At 61.8% G+C, this 23,806-nt stretch carries 20 protein-coding genes; 8 read left to right on the top strand and 12 right to left on the bottom strand.

The window, feature by feature from the left end; genetic code table 11:
- Positions 1-100: 100 nt before the first annotated feature.
- Both AC2ISB_RS14625 and AC2ISB_RS14620 read left to right on the top strand, forming a co-directional pair.
- A complete protein-coding gene (locus tag AC2ISB_RS14625; protein WP_486577028.1) occupies positions 101-2,149 on the top strand; it encodes a 4Fe-4S binding protein in 2,049 nt (682 codons plus the stop codon).
- On the top strand, positions 2,146-3,000 hold the full coding sequence (locus tag AC2ISB_RS14620) for an FAD:protein FMN transferase (protein ID WP_486577027.1): 855 nt from the start codon (positions 2,146-2,148) through the stop codon (positions 2,998-3,000). The genes AC2ISB_RS14625 and AC2ISB_RS14620 overlap by 4 nt, the downstream gene beginning before the upstream one ends.
- On the opposite strand, the gene AC2ISB_RS14615 is transcribed toward AC2ISB_RS14620, so the two are convergent.
- From AC2ISB_RS14615 to AC2ISB_RS14585, 7 genes are all read right to left on the bottom strand, one after another.
- On the bottom strand, positions 2,997-3,869 hold the full coding sequence (locus AC2ISB_RS14615) for a substrate-binding periplasmic protein (protein WP_339109943.1): 873 nt from the start codon (positions 3,867-3,869) through the stop codon (positions 2,997-2,999). The genes AC2ISB_RS14620 and AC2ISB_RS14615 overlap by 4 nt on opposite strands.
- 20 nt (positions 3,870-3,889) lie before the next feature.
- Positions 3,890-4,579 carry a cytochrome c-550 PedF gene (gene pedF, locus AC2ISB_RS14610; RefSeq protein ID WP_330629435.1) on the bottom strand — a complete coding sequence of 230 codons (690 nt, stop codon included), beginning with the start codon at positions 4,577-4,579 and terminating at the stop codon, positions 3,890-3,892.
- A 193-nt stretch (positions 4,580-4,772) separates the two neighbouring features.
- Positions 4,773-5,561, bottom strand: a complete 789-nt coding sequence (locus AC2ISB_RS14605) for an ABC transporter permease (RefSeq protein WP_339109942.1) — start codon at positions 5,559-5,561, stop codon at positions 4,773-4,775.
- The gene (locus AC2ISB_RS14600) at positions 5,558-6,292 is read right to left on the bottom strand and encodes an ABC transporter ATP-binding protein (RefSeq protein WP_486577026.1); all 735 of its coding nucleotides are present in this window, start codon (positions 6,290-6,292) and stop codon (positions 5,558-5,560) included. The genes AC2ISB_RS14605 and AC2ISB_RS14600 overlap by 4 nt, the downstream gene beginning before the upstream one ends.
- Positions 6,273-6,719: a cupredoxin domain-containing protein gene (locus tag AC2ISB_RS14595; RefSeq protein WP_341486120.1), complete on the bottom strand. Its 447-nt coding sequence runs from the start codon at positions 6,717-6,719 to the stop codon at positions 6,273-6,275. Before AC2ISB_RS14595 ends, AC2ISB_RS14600 begins: the two co-directional genes overlap by 20 nt.
- Positions 6,720-6,743: 24 nt before the next feature.
- Positions 6,744-7,724 carry a YVTN family beta-propeller repeat protein gene (locus AC2ISB_RS14590; RefSeq protein WP_486577025.1) on the bottom strand — a complete coding sequence of 327 codons (981 nt, stop codon included), beginning with the start codon at positions 7,722-7,724 and terminating at the stop codon, positions 6,744-6,746.
- Complete coding sequence (locus AC2ISB_RS14585; protein ID WP_486577024.1) at positions 7,725-8,888, bottom strand: ABC transporter substrate-binding protein; 1,164 nt, start codon at positions 8,886-8,888, stop codon at positions 7,725-7,727.
- A gap of 115 nt (positions 8,889-9,003) precedes the next feature.
- Here AC2ISB_RS14585 and AC2ISB_RS14580 point away from each other — a divergent pair, with 115 nt between their 5' ends.
- The 5 genes from AC2ISB_RS14580 (at position 9,004) to katG (ending at position 15,179) form a co-directional block, all read left to right on the top strand.
- On the top strand, positions 9,004-9,567 hold the full coding sequence (locus AC2ISB_RS14580; RefSeq protein WP_330629429.1) for a tetratricopeptide repeat protein: 564 nt from the start codon (positions 9,004-9,006) through the stop codon (positions 9,565-9,567).
- Positions 9,568-9,672: 105 nt separating this feature from the next.
- A complete protein-coding gene (locus tag AC2ISB_RS14575) occupies positions 9,673-10,053 on the top strand; it encodes a c-type cytochrome (RefSeq protein WP_339109939.1) in 381 nt (126 codons plus the stop codon).
- A gap of 139 nt (positions 10,054-10,192) precedes the next feature.
- On the top strand, positions 10,193-11,968 hold the full coding sequence (locus AC2ISB_RS14570) for a PQQ-dependent methanol/ethanol family dehydrogenase (RefSeq protein WP_486577022.1): 1,776 nt from the start codon (positions 10,193-10,195) through the stop codon (positions 11,966-11,968).
- 235 nt (positions 11,969-12,203) lie between these two features.
- Complete coding sequence (locus AC2ISB_RS14565) at positions 12,204-12,629, top strand: hypothetical protein (protein ID WP_330629424.1); 426 nt, start codon at positions 12,204-12,206, stop codon at positions 12,627-12,629.
- Positions 12,630-12,872: 243 nt separating this feature from the next.
- Positions 12,873-15,179: a catalase/peroxidase HPI gene (gene katG, locus AC2ISB_RS14560; protein ID WP_486577021.1), complete on the top strand. Its 2,307-nt coding sequence runs from the start codon at positions 12,873-12,875 to the stop codon at positions 15,177-15,179.
- Positions 15,180-15,258: 79 nt separating this feature from the next.
- On the opposite strand, the gene AC2ISB_RS14555 is transcribed toward katG, so the two are convergent.
- The 5 genes from AC2ISB_RS14555 to AC2ISB_RS14535 form a co-directional block, all read right to left on the bottom strand.
- Positions 15,259-16,191: a 2-hydroxyacid dehydrogenase gene (locus AC2ISB_RS14555; protein WP_486577020.1), complete on the bottom strand. Its 933-nt coding sequence runs from the start codon at positions 16,189-16,191 to the stop codon at positions 15,259-15,261.
- Between the two features lie 75 nt (positions 16,192-16,266).
- On the bottom strand, positions 16,267-17,286 hold the full coding sequence (locus AC2ISB_RS14550) for an LLM class flavin-dependent oxidoreductase (protein ID WP_486577019.1): 1,020 nt from the start codon (positions 17,284-17,286) through the stop codon (positions 16,267-16,269).
- 117 nt (positions 17,287-17,403) lie between these two features.
- Complete coding sequence (locus AC2ISB_RS14545) at positions 17,404-19,785, bottom strand: methyl-accepting chemotaxis protein (protein ID WP_486577018.1); 2,382 nt, start codon at positions 19,783-19,785, stop codon at positions 17,404-17,406.
- 328 nt (positions 19,786-20,113) lie between these two features.
- Positions 20,114-21,589, bottom strand: a complete 1,476-nt coding sequence (locus AC2ISB_RS14540; protein WP_330629417.1) for an NAD-dependent succinate-semialdehyde dehydrogenase — start codon at positions 21,587-21,589, stop codon at positions 20,114-20,116.
- Positions 21,582-22,874, bottom strand: coding sequence for a 4-aminobutyrate--2-oxoglutarate transaminase (locus AC2ISB_RS14535; RefSeq protein ID WP_330629416.1), 1,293 nt, complete (start codon positions 22,872-22,874; stop codon positions 21,582-21,584). The genes AC2ISB_RS14540 and AC2ISB_RS14535 overlap by 8 nt, the downstream gene beginning before the upstream one ends.
- A gap of 125 nt (positions 22,875-22,999) precedes the next feature.
- On the opposite strand from AC2ISB_RS14535, the gene AC2ISB_RS14530 reads away from it, so the two are divergent.
- Positions 23,000-23,575 carry a cupin domain-containing protein gene (locus tag AC2ISB_RS14530; protein ID WP_330629415.1) on the top strand — a complete coding sequence of 192 codons (576 nt, stop codon included), beginning with the start codon at positions 23,000-23,002 and terminating at the stop codon, positions 23,573-23,575.
- Positions 23,576-23,806 lie beyond the last annotated feature (231 nt).

Here is a 23,806-nt window from a genome sequence, read left to right as displayed (position 1 = left end):
CCGCCCCTGCGGCCTATGTCTCGGGGGCGGGGGGGATTTAGGGCGCTAACACCACCAAAGTCCTATATCCAATGGCTCTGAGCAGGGTCACAGTTTGCCTATGTGGCGTGCTCTGATCTTTCTCTTCTTTCTGGCGGGGCCGCTTTATGCGGCACCGTTGACCCGTGCGGATCTGGCCCCGATGGTCCTTGCGCCCTACGAACTGGGCGAGGCGGTCAATGATCGCGGCGTCTGGTCCTTGCGGAATTCCGGCGGCGGCGAGGCCGGATATGTTTTCGAGACCGCACCGCTTGCGCCTTTGCCGGGATTCTCCGGCGCACCGATCAATATGCTGGTGATGCTCGACCTTGAAGGGCGGTTTCTGAATGTCCGGCTGATCGCGCAGAACGAGCCGATCTTTGTCTCGGGCCTTGGCGAGGCCCCGTTTCGTGCCTTTCTGGAACAGTATCGCGGTCACTCGATCAACGAGCCGCTGGTTGTCGGCACGCCCTATGGCGCGGGGGGCGCGGCCTCCGATAATGTCTATCTGGACGGGGTGACCAAAGCCACGGCCTCGGTCCGGATCGCGCATGAATCCATCCTTGCCGCCACGTTGGCGGTGGCACGTGAAAAGATGCAAGGCGTGGGGGCAGGGCCTGCGCCCGAACCCGATCTGGCGCATGACGAGCCGCTGGAGTGGCGCAGCCTGATGGAGCAGGGGCTCGTCGGGCGGCTGCGCGTGGCGGAACCGGCGCTGGATGCAGCCTTCAAGGGGACGAAATGGGCCGATGATGGCGGCGATCTGGACCCAGCGCGCCCCTATATCGACCTCTATGTTATCGACCTTGGTCCGCCCGCGCTGGCGCGTGCGGTGCTGGCACAGGACAGTCTGGACGAGATCGCCGACGTGCGCGCCCGCGCCCCCGACGACGAGTTGTATCTGCTGATCGAGGCCGGACAGCACGGGCTGGTCTCGCCCGATTTCGTGCGCAATACCGCGCCCGACCGGATGACGGCCATGCAGGACGGGCTGCCCTTGGCGTTACGTGATGCCGATATCCTGCCCGAACTGGCCGAGGATCTGCCGGCCTCTTTGCAGGACGCGACAAAAATGGTGCTGCGTCTGGACCGCCGTCTGGGCTTTGACCCGACCCGCCCGTGGGAGCTGAGCCTGCAGGCCATCCGTCTGCACGGGATGCTGATGCCCGAGGCGGGGTCGGTGCATTTTCCGCTGGGCCTGCAGACGCCCGAGCGGTTCTTCCTGCGTCCCTCCCCGCCCGAACGGCTGAGCCCCTTTGCCGAGGCCCTGCGCAACCGCGCCCCCGATCTGTGGCTGCTGGCCGGATTTCTGGCGCTGCTGATGGCGGCGCTTCTGGCACAGTCGCGCCTTGCGGGGCTGCGGGCCTATACGCCCGTGCGTCTGGCGATACTGGCATTTGTGGTCGGGTTCGTGGGGTTCTGGGGGCAGGGGCAGCTTTCGATCGTGACGGTCATGGCGGTGGCGCGCGGGCTGGTGGCGGGCGGGCTTGAGGTGCTGCTCTATGATCCGTTCGGGCTGCTGGTCTGGGCGGCAGCAGGGGCGGGCTTCGTGCTCTGGGGGCGGGGGTTTTTCTGTGGCTGGCTTTGCCCCTTTGGTGCCTTGCAGGAATTTGCGCACCATCTGGGCCGCCTGTTGCATCTGCCCCGCATAGAGCCGCCCCCCAGCCTTGCCCGCGCCCTTCTCTGGAGCGGTCCTGTCGCCCTTGCGGGGCTGCTTGCCACGGCTTTCGTGGCCCCCCAGCATGCCGAGACCATAGCCGAGATCGAACCGTTCAAGACGGCGATCACCATGCATTTCGCGCGTCCTTGGCCCTATGCGCTTTGGGCTGCGGGGTGGCTTCTGGTGTCGATGGTCTGGTTCAAAGGCTTCTGCCGTTCGCTTTGCCCTCTGGGGGCCATGATGCGGATCGGCGGGCTTTTGCGCCTGCGGCAATGGATCCCGCGCAGGCCCGAATGCGGCAGCCCCTGTCAGCTTTGCCGCGTGCGCTGTGCCTATGGTGCGATCAGCCCGCAAGGCAAGATCCGCTATTCGGAATGTTTCCAATGTCTTGACTGCGTCAAAATCCATGACGACCCGACGCTCTGTGTGCCACTGGTGCTAGAGGCGAAACGCGCAAGGAGGCCTTCATGAAGCGGCGGCGGTTTCTTCGGATCGTGGCGGGCATGGCGCTTTGCGGCGGGGCCGTGCAGGCGCAGACATGGCAGGGGCGGGCCTTCGGGGCGGATCTGCAGATCACGGCGGCAGGCGCTCTGCCTCTGGCCCGCATCCGCGAGGAGATTGCGCAGATCGAGGCGGTGTTTTCGCTTTTTCGACCGAGCGAGCTGCAAGAGCTGAACCAGCGCGGCAGGGTCGCGGGATCGGCGCGGCTGCGCACCGTCCTTCATGCCGCCCGACAGGTGCATGCACAGACGCAGGGCGCCTTTGACCCCAGTATCCAGCCGCTCTGGCGCGCATTGGCCGAGGGGGGCGACCCTGTGGTGGCCCGCGCGCTGATCGGCTTTGACCAGCTGCGGATGGGCGCGCATGTGCGCCTTGGCCCTGCACAGGCGCTGACATTGAACGGCATCGTGCAGGGCTATGCCGCCGACCGCGTGGCCGAGCTGTGCGCGCAGGCCGGTCTGGGCCGGTGTCTGGTGGATATGGGGGAATTCCGCGCCTTGGGCGGGCCGTTCCATATCGGGCTGGAAGATCCGCAGGCCGGACGTCTCGGACAGCGCAGCCTGAGCCTTGGCGCAATCGCGACCTCGTCGCCTGCGGCGCTCTGGCTGGCGGGGGGCAGTCATATCCTTGGTCCGGCGGGGCAGAAACCACATTGGTCGACGGTCAGTGTGGAAGGCCCGAGCGCGATGATCTGCGATGCGGCCTCGACGGCCTTCGTGCTGATGGACCGTCACGCGATATCGCGCGCGGCCAAGGGGCTTGGCCTGCGCGCGGTCTCTCTGGTGGATATGGACGGGAACCTTGAGACGTTTAGGGTCTAGCGTTCTGGCGGGCGGAAATCGGCCCCGTAAGATTTGAAGATGGTCGCGATCCGCCCATCCTCCAGCCCCGCCGCAATCGCATCATCCACCGCATAGGCCAGCGGGCGGTGCTGCATCGACAGCGCGGCCCCCAAGGTCCAGCTATTGCGCGCAAGGCCCAGAAGCGGCGGTTCGTGCACGGCTTCGTCGGGTTGCAAAGCGGCGTCTATCTCGGCGCGCGGTCCCATGACGGCCATCACCTCGCCCGCCTCGAGCCCCCTCATCGCGGCTTGGGTCGAGGGGTAGCGGTGCACCTTATCCGCTGTGGCCCCATGCGCCACCGAGGTCAGGAAAAAGTCGGAGATCGAGTCATTTTCCACCCCCACCGGATCATAGCGGAAGACCGGCGGCGTCGGGCCTTTGTCGGGGTAATCGGCGGGCTTATAGGCGATCGCCAGACGGTCCACGGCATATTGACCCGTGAAGACCACCTGATCGAAGCGGCAGGCATAAGCGACATCATAGGGCGCATGCAGCATCAGGTCCGAGACATGGCCACCCACAACCGCCCCGCGATAGACATAGTTCAGCAGATCCGCATCCAGCGTCTCGCCGGGGGTCACCATGCGGATGCGCGCTGTCACGCCCAGTTCCTGCGCGATCAGCTGCGCGATCTCCACATCGATTCCCTGCGGCTTGCCGCCGTCTTCCCAAGACCACGGCGCGAAATCCTCGTACATCGCGACCTCGATCCAGCCATCCTCCCGAATCCGGTCCAGATCGCGCCCGATATCGCGGGCGAAGGTGTTTTGCAGCTTCTGTTCGGGGGCGACGCCCTCGCAGGCCGCATATGACGCCAGCGGCCATGCCGCCAGCGCCAAGGCGATCATCAGGCTCCGCCCCCGCATCGTCATTGCGCCGCCGAAAGGCCGATGGTCAGCAGTTCGGCCGCGTGTTTCTGGCTGGCCGGATCGTCGGTCAGGGCTTCTGCCGCACGGCTGACAGCACTATCGGCCACCGGTGCGCCCGAGAAGGTCTGCACCTTGCTGGCGATCTCGACCAGTTCCTCGTGCACGGGGCCTGCATCGGCCTTGCCGGCCATCAGGTCATCGCGGATCTTGTGCAGCCGGTCGGAATAGGGTTCCAGCGCGTCATCCTCGGGGCGGGTCTCGATATAGGTGCGGATCGCCCATCCGGCTTTCTGGCCCAGCACTTCGCCGAACGCGGGCATCTTGGTGGTGCCGTCTTGCGTATAGCCGTGCTGGAACCGCTCGACGAACCATTCATCGCCATATTCCTCGGCCTCAAGGAAACGCAGATCCGGGGCAAGACCGCCCGACACCGCCCCAAGCCCGTGGCAACGTGCGCAGTTCTGGTTGAAACCGGAATCCCCGATCCGCACAGCGGCGCGCCAGACCTCTTCGCCCGCGGCGTCGGCGCGATAGGGGTTCTCGGTCAGCCATTCTTCTCCCACATCGGGCAGGGCGTCGGTATTGATCGGTTGCGGTGCCACATCGCCATGCGCAAACAGCTGCACAGGCGTCAGAATTCCGGCAAAGACGATTGCCGCAAGGCTGCGGCGGGTCCGGCTATCAAGCATTTCTCTCTCCCTCTTGATGGCTGCTCGTCAGCAGATAACGAGACAAGGGACGGCTCCTCCATCCGACCTTCGTCGCGTTTCACCTTATCCTGCCCGAGAGCGGCATCGGCGCGTATTGTCCAATGGTCTAATATGTAAACCGGCCCTTAAAAACGGCGCGTCCCAAAGGGCTTGACCCGACGGGACGCAGGGCCTAGCGCGCTTTGGGCGGGCGGGTTCTGGCCGGTTCGAATCCCCAGAGTGCCAATGCGAAAAACACGGCGGCGGCCCCTGCCACGACCCCGAAGGACATGGCCGCGAACTGGCCGTAAAGCGCGAAGCGGATCAGCTCGACGGCATGGGTGAAGGGGTTCAGCCGGCAGATGGTGGCCAGAACCGGCGAGGCCTCCTGCATCTTCCACACCGGATAGAGGGCGGAGGACAGGAAGAACATCGGGAAGATCACGAAATTCATCACCCCTGCGAAATTTTCCAGCTGGCGGATGCGGGCGGACAAAAACAGCCCGAGCGCCCCCAGCATCAATCCTGCAAGCACCAGCGCAGGCAGCGCGGCCAGATATCCGAGCGGTGGCAGGTGGATACCATAGAGATAGGCAATGGCCAGAAAGGCCGCAACCTGGACCAGACCCACCAGGGCCCCCGCTACCAGCTTCGCGCCCAGCAGGAACCAGCGCGGCCAAGGGGCGGTCAGCATCAGCCGCATGGTGCCGCTTTCGCGGTCATTGACAAGGCTGAGCGAGCTTTGCATGGCCGAAAACAGCAAGATCATCCCGCAGAGGCCCGGCGCGATATAGGTCTCGTAGGTGATATAGGTGCGGTAGGGCGGAATGATCGACATGCCCAGAGCCGCGCGAAAGCCTGCCGCGAAGACGACCAGCCAGACCAGAGGCCGGACCAGAGCGGCAAAGAACCTCTCGCGCTGGGTCAGAAAGCGGGCAAGCTCGCGCGTCATGATCGCCGCCGCGGCGCGCAGCGCGCTCATTGGAGGGCTCCGGTGCGGCTCAGGAACCAGTCGGCCAGCGGCACCCCACCCCTGAGGCGGCCCACCTGCCCCTCTGCCGCAACCTGCCCGCGATGCAGGAGCACCATCGTATCCGTATCGCGCAATTCGTCCACCAGATGGGTGGCCCAGAGCACCGTAATGCCGCTGGAGGTCAGGTCATGCACATAGGCGGTGATTGCGGCGCGGGCGGTGGCGTCAAGCCCGACGGTCGGCTCATCCAGCAGCAGCAGTCCCGGACGGTGGATCAGCGCGCGGGCAATCTCCATGCGCCGCCTATGGCCCCCGTTCAGCTTGCCGACTTTCTCGCCTGCCCGCTCCGCCATGCCAAGGCGGGTGAGCGCCTCTTCGATACGGGTCTCGCTTTCGCTACGGCTGAGGCCCTGAAGCGCCGCGAAATAGCGCAGATTTGCCGCCACGCTCCGGTCCAGATCATGGGTGGGTTGCTGGAAAACGACGCCGATCCCCGCCAAGGCCCTGCGCGGCGCGCGCCCCATATCCGTGCCCGCCACCTCGACCACGCCCGGACGGGGCCGGATCAGCCCTGTCAGCACCGACATCAGGGTGGATTTCCCCGCTCCGTTCGGCCCCAGAAGGGCGCAGAAACATCCTGCGGGCAGGGTAAAGCCGACCCCGTCAAGGGCCAGCTTCGTTCCCCAGCGGTGGCTGAGTCCGCTGACCTTCAGCGCGGGGTTAGTCGATGGTGATGTCAAGCCGCTGATCCTCGCCCGACGAGCCGGGAATGGACAAAGCATAGCTTCCCGGCTTGACCGCCACAAAGGTGATTTTCATTGTGCCGGGTTCATCGAATTCTACCGAGTTGAGGCCGGTGGGGCGGACTTCCAGCCCTTCGACCACGACCTCGTCGATCCAGACGGCATGAAAGAAATCGGCCCCCGACAGGCCGATCTCGCCCGACCCGTCCGAGGTGATCTCGACGGTGTAATAGCGGCCCGATTTCAGATGCCACGGCCCGCCCAGAGGCTCGCCAACCGAGAGCATCACCTCGGGCAGTTTGTCGCGATTGCCTGCCGCCATCAGACCCGCGGGCGGACCGGCCTCGTTGTCATCATCGGCATCGGCAAAGGCGGTGGTGGCCGAAAGGGCGGCAATCACCAGGGCAGAAAGGAAATAACGCATGGAAAACTCCTGTATAGGCTTGGGTCAGTCTGCAATCGGCTGGGGAGGGGTGGGGCGGGCTGCGGCCCCCCAAGGGAAACGGCCCACCTTGATCGTGGCTTTCGGTTCCAATGTGGCGACATCGATCACCGTTACATCGCCCGAAACGCCATTGGTGGTGAACAGCAGGGTTTCATCGGGGGAATAGGCCAGATGCCAGACCCGCCGCCCGACCATCAGATATTGCTCGACCTCGAAGGTTTTCGCATCCACGACAGCCACATGGTTGGCGGGGCCCAAGGCGATGAACACCTTGGTCTTATCGGGCGAGAACAGCATCCCCACGGGTTGCAGTTTTTCCGAGCGCACACCCGCAATGGCAAAGCGGATCTTGCCCTTCTCGGTCTTGGTTGCGGTATCGAAGATGCTGACCGTGCCGCCGATTTCCGAGCTGACCCACAGCTCGGACCCGTCGGGCGAGAATTCGGCGTGGCGCGGGCGTGCATCCACTAGCGAGTTGGCGACGATCTGATGGGTCGCGGTATCGATCCAATGCGCCATATTGGTGGTTTCCGATGTGGTCACCTGCACCTTACCATCGGGCGAGATGCCCATGCCCTCGGGTTCGATTCCGACATCGATCTGGGCCACCACACGGCGGGTCTGGGTATCGACGACGGTGGTCACGGCGTCGTTTTCATTGGCGATGTAAAGCAGCCGGTTATCGGGGGCGAGCACGAATTGCTCGGGGTCTTCCCCCGAGGGCAGGTCATGCAGGATCTTGCCCGTTTCGGGGTCCATCACCTGTACGGCGTCGCTATCGGAGGCGCAGATGTAAAGCCGCTTGAAATCGCGCGAGAAGGTGATGCCGCGCGGGCGTTCGCCCGTAGGATAGCTGCGCACCACCTCGAGGGTCTGGACATTGATCACGCTGACCGTGTCATCGGCCTCGTTAGTCACCCAGATTTCGTCGGCAAGGGCGGGGCTGGCCGCAAGGGCGGTCGTCAGGAACAGGATGCGCAGCATTCAGCCTCCAAAAGCTTTGCAGAGGGTTTCGGGACGGTCGGTGCCAAGGGTGTCCATCTCGTTGGCGTGATGGAGAAACCCCTCGAAGGGGGCGGTCGCGATGACCGCGCGCTCTGTGACCAGTGGCAGGGGCTGGCGCATCTGGCCATCCCACGGGCGGAAGGAAAGCGGCTGGCCCAGAAAGCCCGCGATCCGTGCCCTATCGGAGATCAGATAGTCGCGTAGGCTGCGCGGGTCACCGGCACCGGAGCGGGTGCGGGCATCCGACACAGCGGCCACCGCCACCCATGCCGCGTAATCGGCGGCGCGCATGTCGCGACCGCTGGCCATGCGGAACCGGTCCTGTAGCTGTGCGGCCCCGTTTTGCTCGACCACACCGGCCCAGCCAAGCGGCTGCAACCCCTCGGAGCCCGCAATCGGACGCGGCAGCCATGTGTTATAGGGCAGATAGCGCCCGAAATCGCCGCGTTCATCGGCCACCAGCAGGATGTCATGCTCGGGCAGATCCTGCATGAACAGCGGCACCTCGGCGGCGGCAGAACGGCGCATATCAGCGGTCAGGGGCCAGTCCTTCTCGCCAGCCAGGGCCAGCCCGAACTTGCCCAAGCTGGTCTTGAGCGCTTCGGCAAAGGCTTTGTCTTCGGGATGCGGGCCGGTGACAAGCGCCAGCTTCGTCCAGCGTTTGACCACCAGTGCCTGCGCCAGCGCATCGGTACGCATTGCGACGGAAGGGGTGCTGTGCAGGATATTGGCGCGGCATTGCGTGCCACGAAGCGGCATGTCCTCGGCGCTGGTATTGAAGATCAGCACATCCTTCGCCTCGGGCAGATCCGCCAGCGCCAAGAGGTCTTCCGCCGGAGCGCGCGTCACCAATATCTGTGCCCCCTCGGCCAGAATCTTTTTCGCGGCGGTCAGAAACGGTGCGTCCGGCGGCACACGAGTTTCGTGAAGCTGCCAGTCGATTCCCAGAAATTTGCCTGTCTTTGTAATGTCTTCAAGGCTCAAACGGGCACCTGCGATGCCCAGATCATCGGGGTCACCGGCAAGATTGGATAAAACGGGGGGTGGCGTGACCTGACGTTCAAGCCAGTCAAGGCGCAGCACCTCGGCCTGCGCCGAAGCACATGCCAACCATGCAACCGCCACGGTTGTTAAAAATTTCATGTCTCTCTCCCTGGGGACACTGCATCTGCTCGGATGGGCGGATGCAATAGGACTAAGGTCTAGGGCCGGGGGGCGGTGCGCCGTGTTAGCCTGTTTTTTGTCAAGGGAGGAAACCATGATGGCAGGTTTGCACAGGGGCTGTCTGGCCCTGCTTCTTGGGTCGTTTCTGGCCTGCCCCGCGCTGGCGGATGCCTTGGCCGAGGAGCCGGGCGGCGATCTCAATCCGCCCGAGATGAGCCTGGACCGTGTGCTGCGTGATACCGCGCGGGGCGAGGTCACGATGATGAATTGCGCCTCGGGCTATTTCATGACGAAATCCGGCGATCATGCTGCGGCGCGCGAGGTCTTCGGCCTATGTGCCGAGCGTGGTTGGACAGGGGCTATGACGTGGATGAGTGCGCTGGAGGATAATGGTCTGGGCGCCGTGGAAGATCCGGCGGCTGCGGCCGAATGGGACCGGCGCGCGGCTGAGGCGGGCGATCCGGTCGGGCAGTTCAACCGTGGTCTGGATCTGCTGCGCGGTCGGGGAGGTGTGCGCGACATCGCTCAGGGACAGGCGATGATCGACCGTGCGGCGCGGGCGGGCCTGCCACAGGCCCAAGAGCTGCAGGGCGCGCACTATGATTGGCGCGCGGTGACCCCGGATGCCGACGAAGCGCGCTATCTGCCACAGGGATAACAGCCAGAATCGCGACCAAAGTCGTATGCGGCCATTGATATGGATCAACCGTGCCGACCTGCAGCGGACCTACTTTCGAGACGGGTAGAAAGTAGGAGAATGGTCATGAAAACAAGCCTTGTTCTGAGTGCAATACTGGCAGCCGCTTGCGTGCAGGTCGCGCAGGCCGACACTACGGAGCGGATCAAGATCGACGCGGGGCATCAGTTCTTCGAGGCGAATTGCCAGCGGTGCCATTCGGTCGATGCGGATCGGGCAAGCTATGGGCCGCTGCTGGAGAAGGTCGTGGGGCGCAAGGCGGGAAGCTATGGCGATTACCCCTATTCCGACGCTTTGAAACAGGCGAATTTCGTCTGGACGCCAGGGGCGCTGCGGGCTTGGATGGAAGATAATGACGCCTTCATTCCGGGCACGAAAATGCGTCATGTCGGCATTGTCGATCCGACGGTTCAGGACTTTATCGTAACCTATCTGAACAGTCAGTAACCCTCATCAGGGGCATGCGTGACGTCTAAGTAAGACCAATGGACAATATCCGCCCGTGTGCCCCTGTCCAATACTTCAGGAATGTCTGATCCGCCCTCTTTTTCCGAGGTGCGGACAGGACGACAGGGAGGACTACGCAATGAACCGTTTCGTTTTGGCCGCAGTGCTGGCCATTTCCTGCGGCTGGGCTTTGGGAGACGCTCAAGCAGGGGTTACCGAGGAGGATCTTCGCGCGGATCAGCAGACGGTGGGCGATGTGCTCACCAACGGGATGGGGCGCAATTTGCAGCGTTTCAGCCCGCTGGAAACGCTGAACCGTGACAACGTGAAAAACCTCGTTCCGGCTTGGGCGTTCAGCCTTGGCGGAGAAAAGCAGCGCGGGCAGGAGAGCCAGCCGATCGTCTATGACGGGGTGATGTATATCACCGGCTCCTATTCGCGCCTTTATGCGATTGATATCCATACCGGAAAAGAGCTGTGGCAATATGATGCCCGCCTTCCCGAGGGCATTCTGCCCTGCTGTGACGTGATCAATCGCGGTGCGGCCATCTATGGCGATAATATCTATTTCGGCACATTGGATGCGCGGATCGTGGCGCTTGACCGGAAAACCGGCGATGTCGTCTGGAACAAGAAAATCGCCAATTACAAAGAGGGTTACAGCTATACCGCCGCGCCGCTGATCGTAAACGGGCTTGTCATCACCGGCAATTCGGGCGGTGAATTCGGGATCGTGGGCGAGGTGCAGGCGCGCGATGCGGAAACCGGCGAGCTGGTCTGGACCCGTCCGGTGATCGAAGGCCATATGGGCACGCTCCATGGCGAACCCTCGACCATGACCGGCGAGCTGAACGCGACCTGGCCGGGCGATATGTGGAAAACCGGTGGCGGGGCAACATGGCTGGGTGGCTCTTATGATGCCGATACCGATACGCTGATCTTCGGCACCGGTAACCCCGCGCCGTGGAACAGCCACCTGCGCAATGCGGGCACCCCGGTTGAGGGCAATAAGGGCGACAACCTCTACGCGGCGTCCCGCCTCGGCATCGACCCCAAGACCGGCGAGATCAAGTGGCACTTCCAGTCCACCCCGCGTGAAGGCTGGGATTTCGACGGTGTGAACGAGGTCGTGGGCTTTGTCGATAAGGATGGCAACAAGCGCTATGCGACCGCCGACCGGAACGGCTTCTTCTACATCCTCAACCGCGAAGACGGCAAATTCGTCGCGGCCTATCCTTTCGTGAAGGATATCTCTTGGGCCAGCGGGATCGATGAGACCGGTCGCCCGATCTATAACGAGCAGAATCGCCCTGGTGCGCCGGATACGGCCTCCGAGGATGGCAAGGGCCAGCAGGTCTTCTCGGTGCCCAGTTTCCTTGGGGGCAAGAACTGGATGCCGATGGCGTATAGCCAGCAGACAGGCCTGTTCTATGTGCCCTCCAACGAATGGGGCATGGATATCTGGAACGAGCCGATTTCCTACAAGAAAGGCGCGGCCTATCTTGGGGCAGGCTTCACCATCAAGCCGCTTTTCGAAAGCTATATCGGTTCGCTGAAAGCGATGGACCCGAATACTGGCGAGGTGAAATGGGAATATAAGAACTCTGCACCGCTCTGGGGCGGGGTGATGTCCACGGCGGGTGGCCTTGTCTTTACTGGCAACCCCGAAGGCGAATTCATGGCCTTCGACGCCGAGACCGGTGACAAGCTGTGGTCCTTCCAGACCGGCTCGGGCATTGTTGGCCAGCCGATCACCTGGGAGCAGGATGGCGAGCAATATGTCTCGGTGATTTCCGGCTGGGGGGGCGCCGTGCCGCTTTGGGGTGGTGAGGTTGCCAAGCGTGTGAACTACCTCAATCAAGGTGGCACCGTCTGGACCTTCCGTCTGCCCAAGCAAATGGCCGACGCCAAATAATCCACGCCTATGCGATGGCTTTCGCCGCGCCCGGGGGCAACCTCGGGCGCGTTTTCATGCGCGACAGGGGAAAAAGCCCGAAAACCGTTATGTGCATATATAAACGCTTAGCGTGCTAATTTTGTATATTTAACATTTGGAGGAACACTCCTAGATAAGTCTTCAGAAAGAAACACAGCAGATCGCCCGCTTCATTCAGGGTGCTGACGATTTGCGGATCACTTGGAGATTGATCATGAAAAATATCGTTATTGCCGCAGTTGTCGCCCTTACCGCCAGTGCAGGGATCGCGTCCGCCGAGGGGGCAGGCCATGCCCAACTGGCGCAACAGCTTGGTCTGAACGGGGCCGACTTCACCACCGCCGAGTTGACCTCGATCGACGAGGCCCGCCGCGACGGCGACAACAGCACCGTGAACTACTTCCTCAACCACGATAATCGTGTCGCGGCTCCTGCGCAGGAAGTGTCTGCCGGTAAAGCACAGCTGGCTGCGCAGCTTGGCGTTGACCCGAGCAAATACACGCTGGCCGAGCTGGTGACGGTGGATAGCGATCTGCGTGACCACAACGCACAAGACGCGGCCTTCATCCTGTCGGGCGATGCCCGTCACGAAGTTACGCCGCTGCCGGTTCCCTATTTGGGCCAAGGCCGGGACCAATAAGGCCTTAGGTCCACACGCTGCACATCAGGAGATGTGCATCTCCAGTGAAGAAGGGCGGTCTGCTTGCAGGCCGTCCTTTTTCAGTTTTGCCGTAGCGTCATTTGCGTGGATCGCGGGGCGAGGGTGAATTTCCTCGGCCCTCTATGAAACTGATCGGGCTTTCGGGTGTTGGAACAGTAGCAAAGGCTCTGGCGCAGTTTCGGGTGCGGTTCGGGGCCAAGTCACTGTGCAAGGAGACCCCCCATGAAAGACCATGATGGCGCAACCCAAGGCGCTTGCCCGTTTCGCGGAACCCGTATCGGGGGGGCAATCGGCTCCGAGCCGCAACTGGATCACTGGTGGCCCAACCGGCTGAAAGTGGAGCTTCTGCATCAGAATCCGGTGCAGGCCAACCCGCTTGGACCGGACTATGATTACGCCGAAGCGATCAAGGATCTGGATATTGCCGCGCTCAAGGCCGACCTGCGCGCGCTTTTGCATAGTTCGAAAGACTGGTGGCCTTCGGATTACGGGCATTACGGGCCGCAAATGGTGCGTATGGCGTGGCACTCGGCGGGCACCTATCGCATCGCCGACGGGCGTGGCGGTTCGGCCGAAGGGATGCAGCGTTTCGCGCCGATCAACTCGTGGTGGGACAATGGCAATACCGATAAATCCCGCCGTCTTCTATTGCCGATCAAGCAGAAATATGGGGCAAAACTGAGCTGGGCCGACCTGATGATGCTGGCCGGCACGCTTGCGTTGGAGGATATGGGCCTGCCGATCCAAGGCTTTGCCTTTGGTCGCGTGGATGCGTGGGAAGCAGATCGCGCCACATATTGGGGCCCCGAGGGGTGGAACGGCAAGCGTCCTTCGGAGGTCGGGCAAGGTCCGCTGGAAGGCCATCCGAACCAGATGGTCACCCGTGACCTGCGTTGGGAAGGGGATGTCCGGTCTGATCATTATGATCTCGAAGCGCCGTTGGCCAACGCCAATCAGGCCCTGATCTATGTCGATCCCGAAGGCCCCAATGGCAACGGGAATGCGCAAGACAGCGCCCGCGATATCCGCGAGACCTTTGCCCGCATGGCGATGAATGACGAAGAGACCGTTGCCCTGATTGCGGGCGGGCATGCTTTCGGGAAATCGCACGGGATGGTTAGCGCCGATGAAATCGGTCCTGCGCCGGAAGGGGCGCCGATTCAGGCGCAGGGTCTGGGCTGGCAAAACCCCGAAGGCCTCGGGTTTGCGCAATATACCATGACCAACGGGATCGAGGGCAGCTGGACCCCCGACCCCACGATGTGGGACAATTCCTATCTGGAAAACCTGTTCAAATATGAATGGAAGCAGGAGACATCTCCGGCGGGGGCCGTGCAATGGACCCCCGAAGACCCCGACGCGCCGAAAACGCCCGATGCGCATGTCGAGGGCCAGATGAATCCGCTGATGATGATGACATCGGATCTGGCGTTGAAGGTCGATCCCGAATACCGCAAGATCTGCGAGCGCTTTCTGGCGGATTTCGACTATTTCACCGATTGCTTCTCGAAGGCGTGGCACAAGCTGATCCACCGCGATCTGGGGCCGACCTCGCGCTGGCTCGGGCCGGAGATCGGCGGCACGTTCATCTGGCAGGACCCGACGCCCGAGGCAGAGTATCCGCCGATCAGCGAGGCCGATATTGCAGAGCTGAAAAAGACCTGCCTGACGACCGGCCTTCCGCTGCGCGAGCTGATTGCTACGGCATGGGCTTCGGCCTCGACCTATCGCGATACCGACAAACGCGGAGGTGCCAACGGCGCGCGCATCCGCCTTGCGCCACAAAAGGATTGGGCGGTGAACAATCCCGCCCAACTCTCGCGGGTGCTGTCCGCATTGGAACAGGTAAAGTCCGACTTTGACGCCAAGGGGGCGGCCAAGGTTTCGATGGCCGATCTGATTGTTCTGGCAGGTTGTGCGGCCGTTGAAGCTGCGGCCAAGGCGGCGGGGCATGACATTTGCGTGCCCTTCGTGGCGGGACGCACGGATGCCAGCGACGAATGGACCGATGCCGAGACCTTCGACTGGTTGCTGCCCGTGGTGGACGGGTTCCGCAATTACCGGCATCCGGGCATCCGCTATCAGGTTCCGGCAGAGCAGCTCTTCCTTGATCAGGCCGCAAAACTTGCGCTGACCGCGCCGGAATGGACGGCACTGGCCGGTGGGCTACGGGCGCTTGACCAGAATTATGATGGGTCGGAAACGGGGATCTTTACCCAGCGGAAGGGTCAGTTGACCAATGATTATTTCCGTGTGCTGGTATCGATGGACTATGCATGGCACCCGCAGGACGGTGAAGAGATGTTCGATATCCGACCGCGTGCGGGAGAGGGGGCATCCTATACCGCCTCGCGTTGCGATCTGGTTTTCGGCTCCAATAGCGAGCTGCGCCAACTGGCCGAATACTATGCCGCAGATGATGGCGAGGCCTATCTGGTGCGCGATTTCGTGAAAGCCTGGCACAAAGTGATGATGCTTGACCGTTTTGACGTTGCAAAAGAGCGCCGTCGGGCGATGGCGCTATGCTAAGCTTCTGAAGCTTCCGCCATGTTGAAAATGCAGAGGAAACGGGCGCGAGGGTTTCGCGCCCGTTTTCCCTCAGCGGGAGTTAATAACCGCGCTGCATATCGGCCATATCGCCGCAGCGCCCGTCTTTGGCAAACTGGCGGATATTTTCGGCAATGATCCGGCTGCCTGTATCGGGATCGACCTGCGAGGCGATATGCGGCGTGACCGTCACATTGGGATGCGTCCAGAAAGGATGCTCTTCGGGCAGCGGCTCGATAGGGAAGGCATCAAGGATCGCATGGGCAATCTGCCCGTTGTCCAATGCGGCCAGCAGATCGGCCTCGTGCAAGTGATCGCCGCGCCCGCAATTCACCAGACAGGCCCCCTTTGGCAGGGCCTGAAACAGCGAAGCGTCCAGAATATGGCGGGTTTCGGGGGTGAGTGGCAGAAGATTTACCACGATTTCACAATCTTGCAGGAATCTCTTCAGGCCTTCGGGGCCGTGATGGCACGTCACTTGGGCGATATCCTTGGGGCTGCGGGCCCAACCTCTGGTCTCGAAGCCGATCTGCGCCAGCAGCGCTGCCGCCGCTGCACCCAGATTGCCAAGGCCGAGAATGCCGACTTTGCGCTGACCTGCGACCGGCGCCACAATCGGTGTCCATTTTGCCTGCTGCGCGCTGGCAAGCATTTCGGGCATGCCGCGATGCAGATTGAGCACCTGCATCGCCACATATTCGCGCATACGCTGGGTGAGATCCGACCCGATCGTGCGAATGACAGGGATCTGGCGCGGCAGTTCGGGATCTGCGGCAAGATGATCGACCCCCGCGGCCAGCGACACAATCGCCCTCAGGTTTGGCAGGCCAGCCAGAAAGCCGTGGGCAGGTTGCCATACCGCGGCATATTCCACCTGCGCCGCGTCGAACGGCTCATGGCCTGAAACCACCTCGGCCTCGGGCAGAACGGTTTGCAGCCGCGCCACCCATTTGGCACTGGTTTTCGGGCTTGGAAGATAGACGACGATGCTCATAGTGATCCCTGCTGTGGTATTTTCGCCGGATCAGAGCAAGAAAACCGCGCCAAGGCAAGGCGCGGTTTAAGGTGGTTAACGCCAACCCAATGCGGGCGCGACATGGGTCAGAAGGCTTTCAAGCACATGGGTGTTGTAATCAACCCCCAGCATATTGGGCACGGTGAGCAGCAGCGTATCGGCTTCGGCAATCGCCTCGTCCTGCCGCAGCTGGTCAATCAAGCGGTCCGGCTCATCCGCATAGCCCCTACCGAATACCGAACGGGTCTGGTCGATAATGCCGATCTGGTCCTGATCTTTCGAGCCGTTCCCGAAATACATCCGGTCCTGATCGTTCATCAGCGCAAAGATCGAGCGCGAGACAGAGACCCGTGGCGCATGACTATGGCCGGCCTCTTTCCACGCGGCCCGATAGGCGCGGATCTGCTTGGCTTGCTGGATGTGGAAGGCCTCGCCCGTCTCGTCATCCTTGAGCGTCGAGCTTTGCAGGTTCATCCCCAGTTTCGCAGCCCATTCGGCGGTGGCATTGGAACCCGCGCCCCACCAGATACGCTTGCGCAAGCCCGGACTTTGCGGTTCCAGCCGTAGAAGGCCCGGCGGATTGGGGAACATCGGGCGGGGATTGGGCTGGGCGAAGCCGTCCCCTTCGATCATCTGCAAGAAAACCTGCGTATGACGGCGCGCCATATCGGCAGGGGTCTCGCCTTCGGCGGGCTGATAGCCGAAATGCCGCCAGCCATCAATGACCTGCTCGGGCGAGCCGCGCGAGATGCCCAGTTGCAACCTGCCGCCCGCGATCAGGTCGGCACTTCCGGCATCTTCGACCATATAGAGCGGGTTTTCATAGCGCATGTCGATGACGCCGGTGCCGATCTCGATGCTGGTGGTGCGGGCACCGACCGCCGCCAGAAGCGGAAAGGGAGAGGCCAGTTGACGGGCATAGTGGTGCACGCGGAAATAGGCACCATCCAGCCCCATCTGCTCTGCCGCGACAGCCAGATCGATGGATTGCAACAGGACATCCGACGCCGAGCGGACTTGCGAGCCGCGGTCGTTCGCCCAGTGTCCGAAAGAGAGAAAGCCGATCTTTTTCATACGAGTGATCCTTCCGTTTCCCCTGCATGTAGGCGCGCGCAGGGCGGTGCCGCAAGGTTGCCGGATGTTCTCTCAGGCGCAGCCGATGTGCAAAGCGGGAACTGCGTTTTTTCGCGCCTAGCTGGCCAGACGTTCGGGCGGGGCGAAAAACTCGACATCTCCGGGATCAATCTGGAAGGTGCCGATTTCCGCAGCAAGAGCCTCCGTTTCCGTCCGCAAGGTCGCGATGGCGGCATTGGTTTCTTCGAACATGGCGGCATTTTTCTGTGTGGTCTGATCCAGTTCCAGGGTCGCGCCGGAGATTTCATTGATGCCGATCGTCGTCTCCCGCGTGGCCGTCACGATGCTCTCGATCCGGCTACGGATGTCATGTACACCGCTGACGATATCCGCCAAGGCCGATCCGGTGGAGTTCACCATGGAGACGCCGCGCTGGACATCCGTGCCCGAGGTCGAAATCATGTTGCTGATCTCTTGCGAGGCATCAGCCGAGCGCTGCGCCAACGCCCGCACCTCCGAGGCGACAACCGCAAAACCGCGTCCCGCCTCCCCCGCGCGTGCGGCTTCTACCCCCGCATTGAGCGCCAGCAGATTGGTCTGGAAAGCAATATCGTCGATGACCTGCAAGACGCGTTCGATCTGTGCAGACGAGCTTTCGATACTGTCCATTGCCGCGATTGCATTGACCACGATCTGGTGTCCGCGCTCGGCACGTTCGCTGATATCGCCAATGGTCTTCTGGGCCTCGTCAAGCGCTCGCGACGAGCTGGTGACCGAGGCGGACATCTCTGTCAGGGCCGAAGTCGTCTCTTCCAGAACGGCGGCATTCTTCTCCGACCGGCGCGCCAGATCTGCAGAGGCATCCGCGATTTCCTGCGTCGAGCTTTCGATGCGCTGCGAGGACGCGGAGATGGTCTGCATGGTCATCGAAAGGGCATTGGCGGCCTGATTGCTGGATTGCGCGACACGATGGAAGCTGCCGCGCAACGTATCGGGCATGCGATAGGTGAAATTGCCCTGTGCGAAGCTCCGCATCGAGGTTTCGACCTCGGTCATGCCCTGTTCGACGCAGCTGCCGATCTCGTTCAGGCCCTTGCAGAGTTCGGCCATCAGGCCCGTTTTGCCTTGGAGCGGAATGCGCTTGGTGAAGTCGCCTCTGGCGCAGGCCGTGACAACCTCGTTGATTTCTTCGGCAATCGCTTCATCTTCGGCCTGTTTCGCTGCGGCATGGGCAAGCTGTTGCTCTGCCGCAAGCTTTTCCTGCTCCAGAAGATGCTCGGCATGCTCCCGCTCCGAGAGTTCGCGCATCTGGGTCTCTTTGGCATGGGCCTCTTCCTGTCGCCGCGCGCGCAGGATGCTTTGACGGAAGGCTTCGATGGCGTCGTTGATCCGACCGAATTCGAGAATGGTCGTCTTCGGCATCTCGCTATCCATCTGACCGGTTGCCATCTGGGTCGCCCGTTGCGAGATATGGCCGACTTCCTGCGCCATTTTTGTGGAAATGCGGCGTGCGAGAAGCAGGATCATGCCACAGGCTCCAAACATCGCCACGATATTCAGCGCCAAGAGAACCGTTTGATGCCGGACAAACTCTTTTGCAGAGGCCATGATATCCGCAGAAATCCCGTCCTCGAAGGTCTTCAGCATGCCGATACGTTTTGTCGTGGCATCAAAGAACTCCTGCGCGGTCACGCCTTGCGTGCTTTGGGTTTCGGGATAGGCAAAGGCGATGTCGCGCAGACGCGCGACATCTGTGAATTCGGGGCTGTGTTCCAGCGTGTCCAGCTCGGCGGCTTGTGCCTGAGAAGAAAAATCGCGGAAAAACTCCAGGCCCATATCCTGCTGTGACACCAGTTTGTAAAGCGAGGCCAGTCGGGCCATGTCGAAGCTGCCCAAGGCAAAGCCGCCCGCACCAATGGCCCGTTCGATGCCGGCGCGTTCTTTTGTGGCCATGAAAGAGGTCAATGCCCCGAGCTTTTTGGCCAGCTCTGCGCTGATCGCCAGTTTGGAAAGCTGGCCGATGATGTTGATCGCATCCGCATTGATCGTTGTATAATGGCCAAGCGCTTCGGGTATGGGGAGTGTCAGGCTATCGACCTGCGCGCGGATCTTCGCACGTTGCGCGATTTGCGCCTGAAGATTGGCATAGCTTGCCGCCAGACGCGGGGTGAAGGTGCCGGCGAGGCGGTCGCCCATCTGTGTGAACGCTTTAAGGCGTTGATCCGTCTGGCCGCGCTGCGCTGCCAGCTCGTCTTTGAACAGGCTGCCCTCGCTGCTGAGAAAGACGCTCGTCGCGCCCCGTTCCTTTTGCTGCTCGTGCACGAGATTGGACAGGGAGGACGCGAATTCCATGAGGGTGCTCAGGTTTCTGGCTTTCTGGCTGCTGGAAATCCGCTCGAAAATCATGAGTCCGGAAAGCAGGATCACGGCGAGAAGCGGGAGAACAAGCAGGCGCGAGATCTTCTGTTTCAAAGAGACATGGCGTTTCGGAGCTGACATCTGCGGATCACCTTTATTGGAGTGCTGTCAGCATTAGGCGCGATATATTAAAGTCCTCTTTCCCGCGCCGCGTGTATCAAAATGCCTCCGATTGCAGCATATTCCCCCTAAGCATTTGGAATAGAATGCAGCTTTGGGGGGCTATTTTTGCTGCATCCGCGAGAGAAGCTAAAATGCAATTTATTATGTGATGCCGGCTTTGGTTGCCATATCCGGCCTGTCTTCCGGCAGGGGGGCGCGTGCGACGAGCCAGCAAAGACGGGCCAAGAAGACGGGCCAAGAAGACGGGCCAAGAAAAAAGCCCCCGTATGACCGGGGGCTTTTGAGATTATTTGATCCCGCCGAAGCAGAGATTCTTGATTTCGAGATAGTCATCGCAGCCGTATTTGGAGCCTTCGCGCCCCTGACCGGATTGCTTGATCCCGCCGAAGGGAGCGATTTCCGAGGAGATGGCACCGGTATTGATGCCCACCATCCCTGTTTCCAGCGCCTCGCCCACGCGCCATGCACGTTTGAGATCGCCGGTGTAGAAATAGCTCGCCAGACCGAATTCGGTGTCATTGGCAAAGGCGACCGCATCGGCTTCGGTGTCAAATTTGACCAGCGGTGCCAAAGGACCGAAGGTCTCTTCCGAGGCCACTTTCATCTCTTGCGTCACCCCTGCCAGCAGCGTCGGCTCGTGGAAGGTGCCGCCCAGATTGGAGCGTTTGCCGCCCGTCAGAACGGTCGCGCCCTTGGACACGGCATCGGCAATGTGATCCTCGACCTTGGCCAGAGCCGCGGTGTTGATCAGCGGGCCGGTGGTGGTGCCTTCGGTGAAGCCATCGCCCAGCGTCAGCGCGCCCATCGCCTTGGCCAGCTTTTCGGCGAAAGCATCATAGACGCCTGCCTGCACATAGATGCGGTTCGCGCAGACGCAGGTCTGACCGTTATTGCGGAACTTGGCGATCATCGCGCCTTGCACCGCCGCATCCAGATCGGCATCGTCGAACACGATGAACGGCGCATTGCCGCCCAGTTCCAGCGAGATCTTCTTGACCGTGTCGGCCCCCTGACGCATCAGGATCTTGCCCACGCGGGTGGAGCCGGTGAAGGTCATTTTGGCGACCTTCGGGCTGTCGCACAGGGCTTTGCCGATGCCCGACGCATCCAGACCGGTGACGATGTTGAACACACCTGCGGGCACGCCTGCGCGCTCGATCAGCACCGTCAGAGCCAGCGCCGAAAGCGGCGTGAACTCGGAGGGACGGGCCACCATCGTGCAGCCTGCGGCCAAGGCGGGAGCCAGCTTGCGGGCCAGCATCGCATTGGGGAAGTTCCACGGCGTGATCGCCCCCACAACGCCCACCGGCTGCTTGATCACAACCATGCGGATATCGGTCGCATGGCCCGGAATGAAGTCGCCATAAAGACGTTTGGCTTCTTCCGAGAACCATTCGACATAGGAGGCCCCGTACAGGACTTCGCCGCGGGCTTCGGCCCAGGGCTTGCCCATCTCGGCGGTCAGGATCGTGGCCAGATCATCGGCATTGGCCACCATCAGGTCATACAGCTTGCGCAGAATCGCGCCACGCTCTTTGCCGGTTTTCGCCGCCCAGGCCGCTTTCGCTGCGAAGGCCGCGTCAATCGCGCGTTGGGTGTCCTCGACGGTAAGATCCGGTACTTCGGCCAGTTTCTCGCCGGTCGAGGGGTTGTCGACCGTGAAGGTCTTGGCCGCAGCCACCCATTCGCCATTGATATAGGCGCGCGTCTCCAGCAGAGACGCGTCCTTCAGTTTTGCTGCGAGATCTGCGCGATCAAGCATTGGCCAGTTCCTTGGCGCCTTTCACGGCTTTCACCGCGTCGGTCAGGATGGTCATGGCTTCGTCGAATTGCGCATCCGGAATGGTGATCGGCGCGAGGAAGCGGATGACGTTGCCATAGACGCCACAGGTCAGCAGCAGCAGGCCGCGTTCCAGGGCTGCCAGACGGATCTTGTTGGTCAGCTCGGTTGCGGGGGTGCCGTCATCATTCATGAATTCTGCGGCAACCATGAAGCCCGGGCCACGCACTTCGGTCAGTTCCGGCACGATGGTCTTGAGCTCTTCCAGCTTGGTTTTCAGCTTGTCGCCCAGCAGGTTTGCACGGTCGCAGAGTTTTTCTTCCGCGATCACATCCAGCACGGCATTGGCTGCCGCGATGGCCAGCGGGTTGCCGCCATAGGTGCCACCCAGACCGCCGGGGCCTGCGGCATCCATGATTTCGGCGCGGCCAACGACGCCTGCGATCGGGAAGCCGCCACCCAGCGATTTCGCCATCGTGATCAGGTCCGCGGCCGATTCATGCTGTTCCATCGCGAAGACGGTGCCGGTGCGGGCGAAGCCGGTTTGGACTTCGTCTGCGATCATCACGATGCCATGCTTGTCGCAAAGGGCACGGATGCGGTTGACGAATTCTTTCGGTGCGGGCACGAAACCGCCTTCACCTTGCACGGGCTCCAGCACGATGGCGGCCACGCGGGCCGGATCGACATCGGCTTTGAACAGTTTCTCGATGGCATTCATGCTGTCATCGATCGACACGCCATGTGCTTCATAGGGGTAGGGCGCGTGGAAGACATCGCCCATCAGCGGACCGAAGCCGATTTTGTAGGGCGCGACCTTGCCGGTCATGGCCATGGTCATGAAGGTCCGGCCGTGGAAGCCGCCTTGGAAGGTGATCACAGCCGAGCGGTTGGTGTGAGCGCGTGCAATTTTCACGGCGTTTTCAAGCGCTTCTGCGCCGGTCGTCACGAAGACGGTTTTTTTGGCGAAATCGCCCGGTGCCAGGGCGTTGATGCGCTCTGCCAGACGCACATAGTTCTCGTAGGGGATGACTTGGTGGCAGGTATGGGTGAAGGCATCCAGCTGCGCCTTGACGGCCTCGATGACTTTCGGGTGACGGTGGCCGGTGTTCAGCACGGCGATACCGGAGGCGAAATCCAGCAGACGGTTGCCATCGGCATCCCAGATTTCGGTGTTTTCTGCGCGAACTGCATAGTGGTCGGTCAGAACGCCGACGCCACGGGCGAGGGCGGCTTTGCGGCGGGATTCGATGTCTGCGTTTGCCATGAGGGTGATCCTGTTGAGAAGCAATGATTGGAACCCAGCCTATCGGGATTTGAAAACTTAAAAAGTCTGTTTCTTGTTGCGGGTAAGGTGTTGTATACTCGTCATGAATTTGTAAGGTTTGATCAATGGTGAACACTCACAACACGACTTCTCAGGATAAGGAGCTTGGCCACAGGCTGCGCGTGATTCGAGAGCGTGCGGGGTTGTCGCAGCGCGCCCTAGCCAAAAAGGTGGCGGTGCCCAATTCGACTATCTCCTTGATTGAATCGGGAAAGATGAACCCCTCGGTCGGGGCTTTGCGTAAGATCCTTGACGGGATACCGATCAGCCTTTCGGCTTTTTTCGAATTCCAGCCCGATGCGGAACGGCAGATTTTCTATGAATCCGCCGAGCTGACAGAGATCGGCAAGGGGAAATTGTCGCTGCGCCAGATCGGCGGCACGCTGTTTGGCCGCGCGATGATGATCCTGCAAGAGACCTATGAACCGGGGGCTGATACGGGCCGTGTGATGTATGGCCACGAGGGCGAGGAGGGCGGGATCGTCATTTCGGGCCGTGTCGAGATCACCGTGGGCGAGGAACGCAAGGTGCTCGGGCCGGGGGATGCCTATTACTTCGACAGCCGTCTGCCGCACCGTTTCCGGCAGGTCGGGGCCGAACCCTGCGTCGTAATCAGCGCCTGTACACCGCCAACATTCTGACAGGAGAGGCGTTTTCTCGCCTTGTCGGGCCGCCTCCGCCTTCCATCCGCCGCCGTGGTCGTGCTGGAACCGGCCCATTCCCGGCTGCGGTCGCGCCAGTCGCGAACCTCCCGCCAGTCGCAAGGCGCCTGTTGCGAACCTCCCGCCAGTCGCAAGGCGCCTGTTGCTATATACCCGTCCGCGCGCCCTCTGTCGTCAAGGTCCCCTGTCGTCACGGCCCCCTGACCGGAA

The organism is Thioclava sp. NS-SX20 (assembly GCF_057380695.1).
This window is presented reverse-complemented; position numbering and strand designations above follow the sequence as displayed.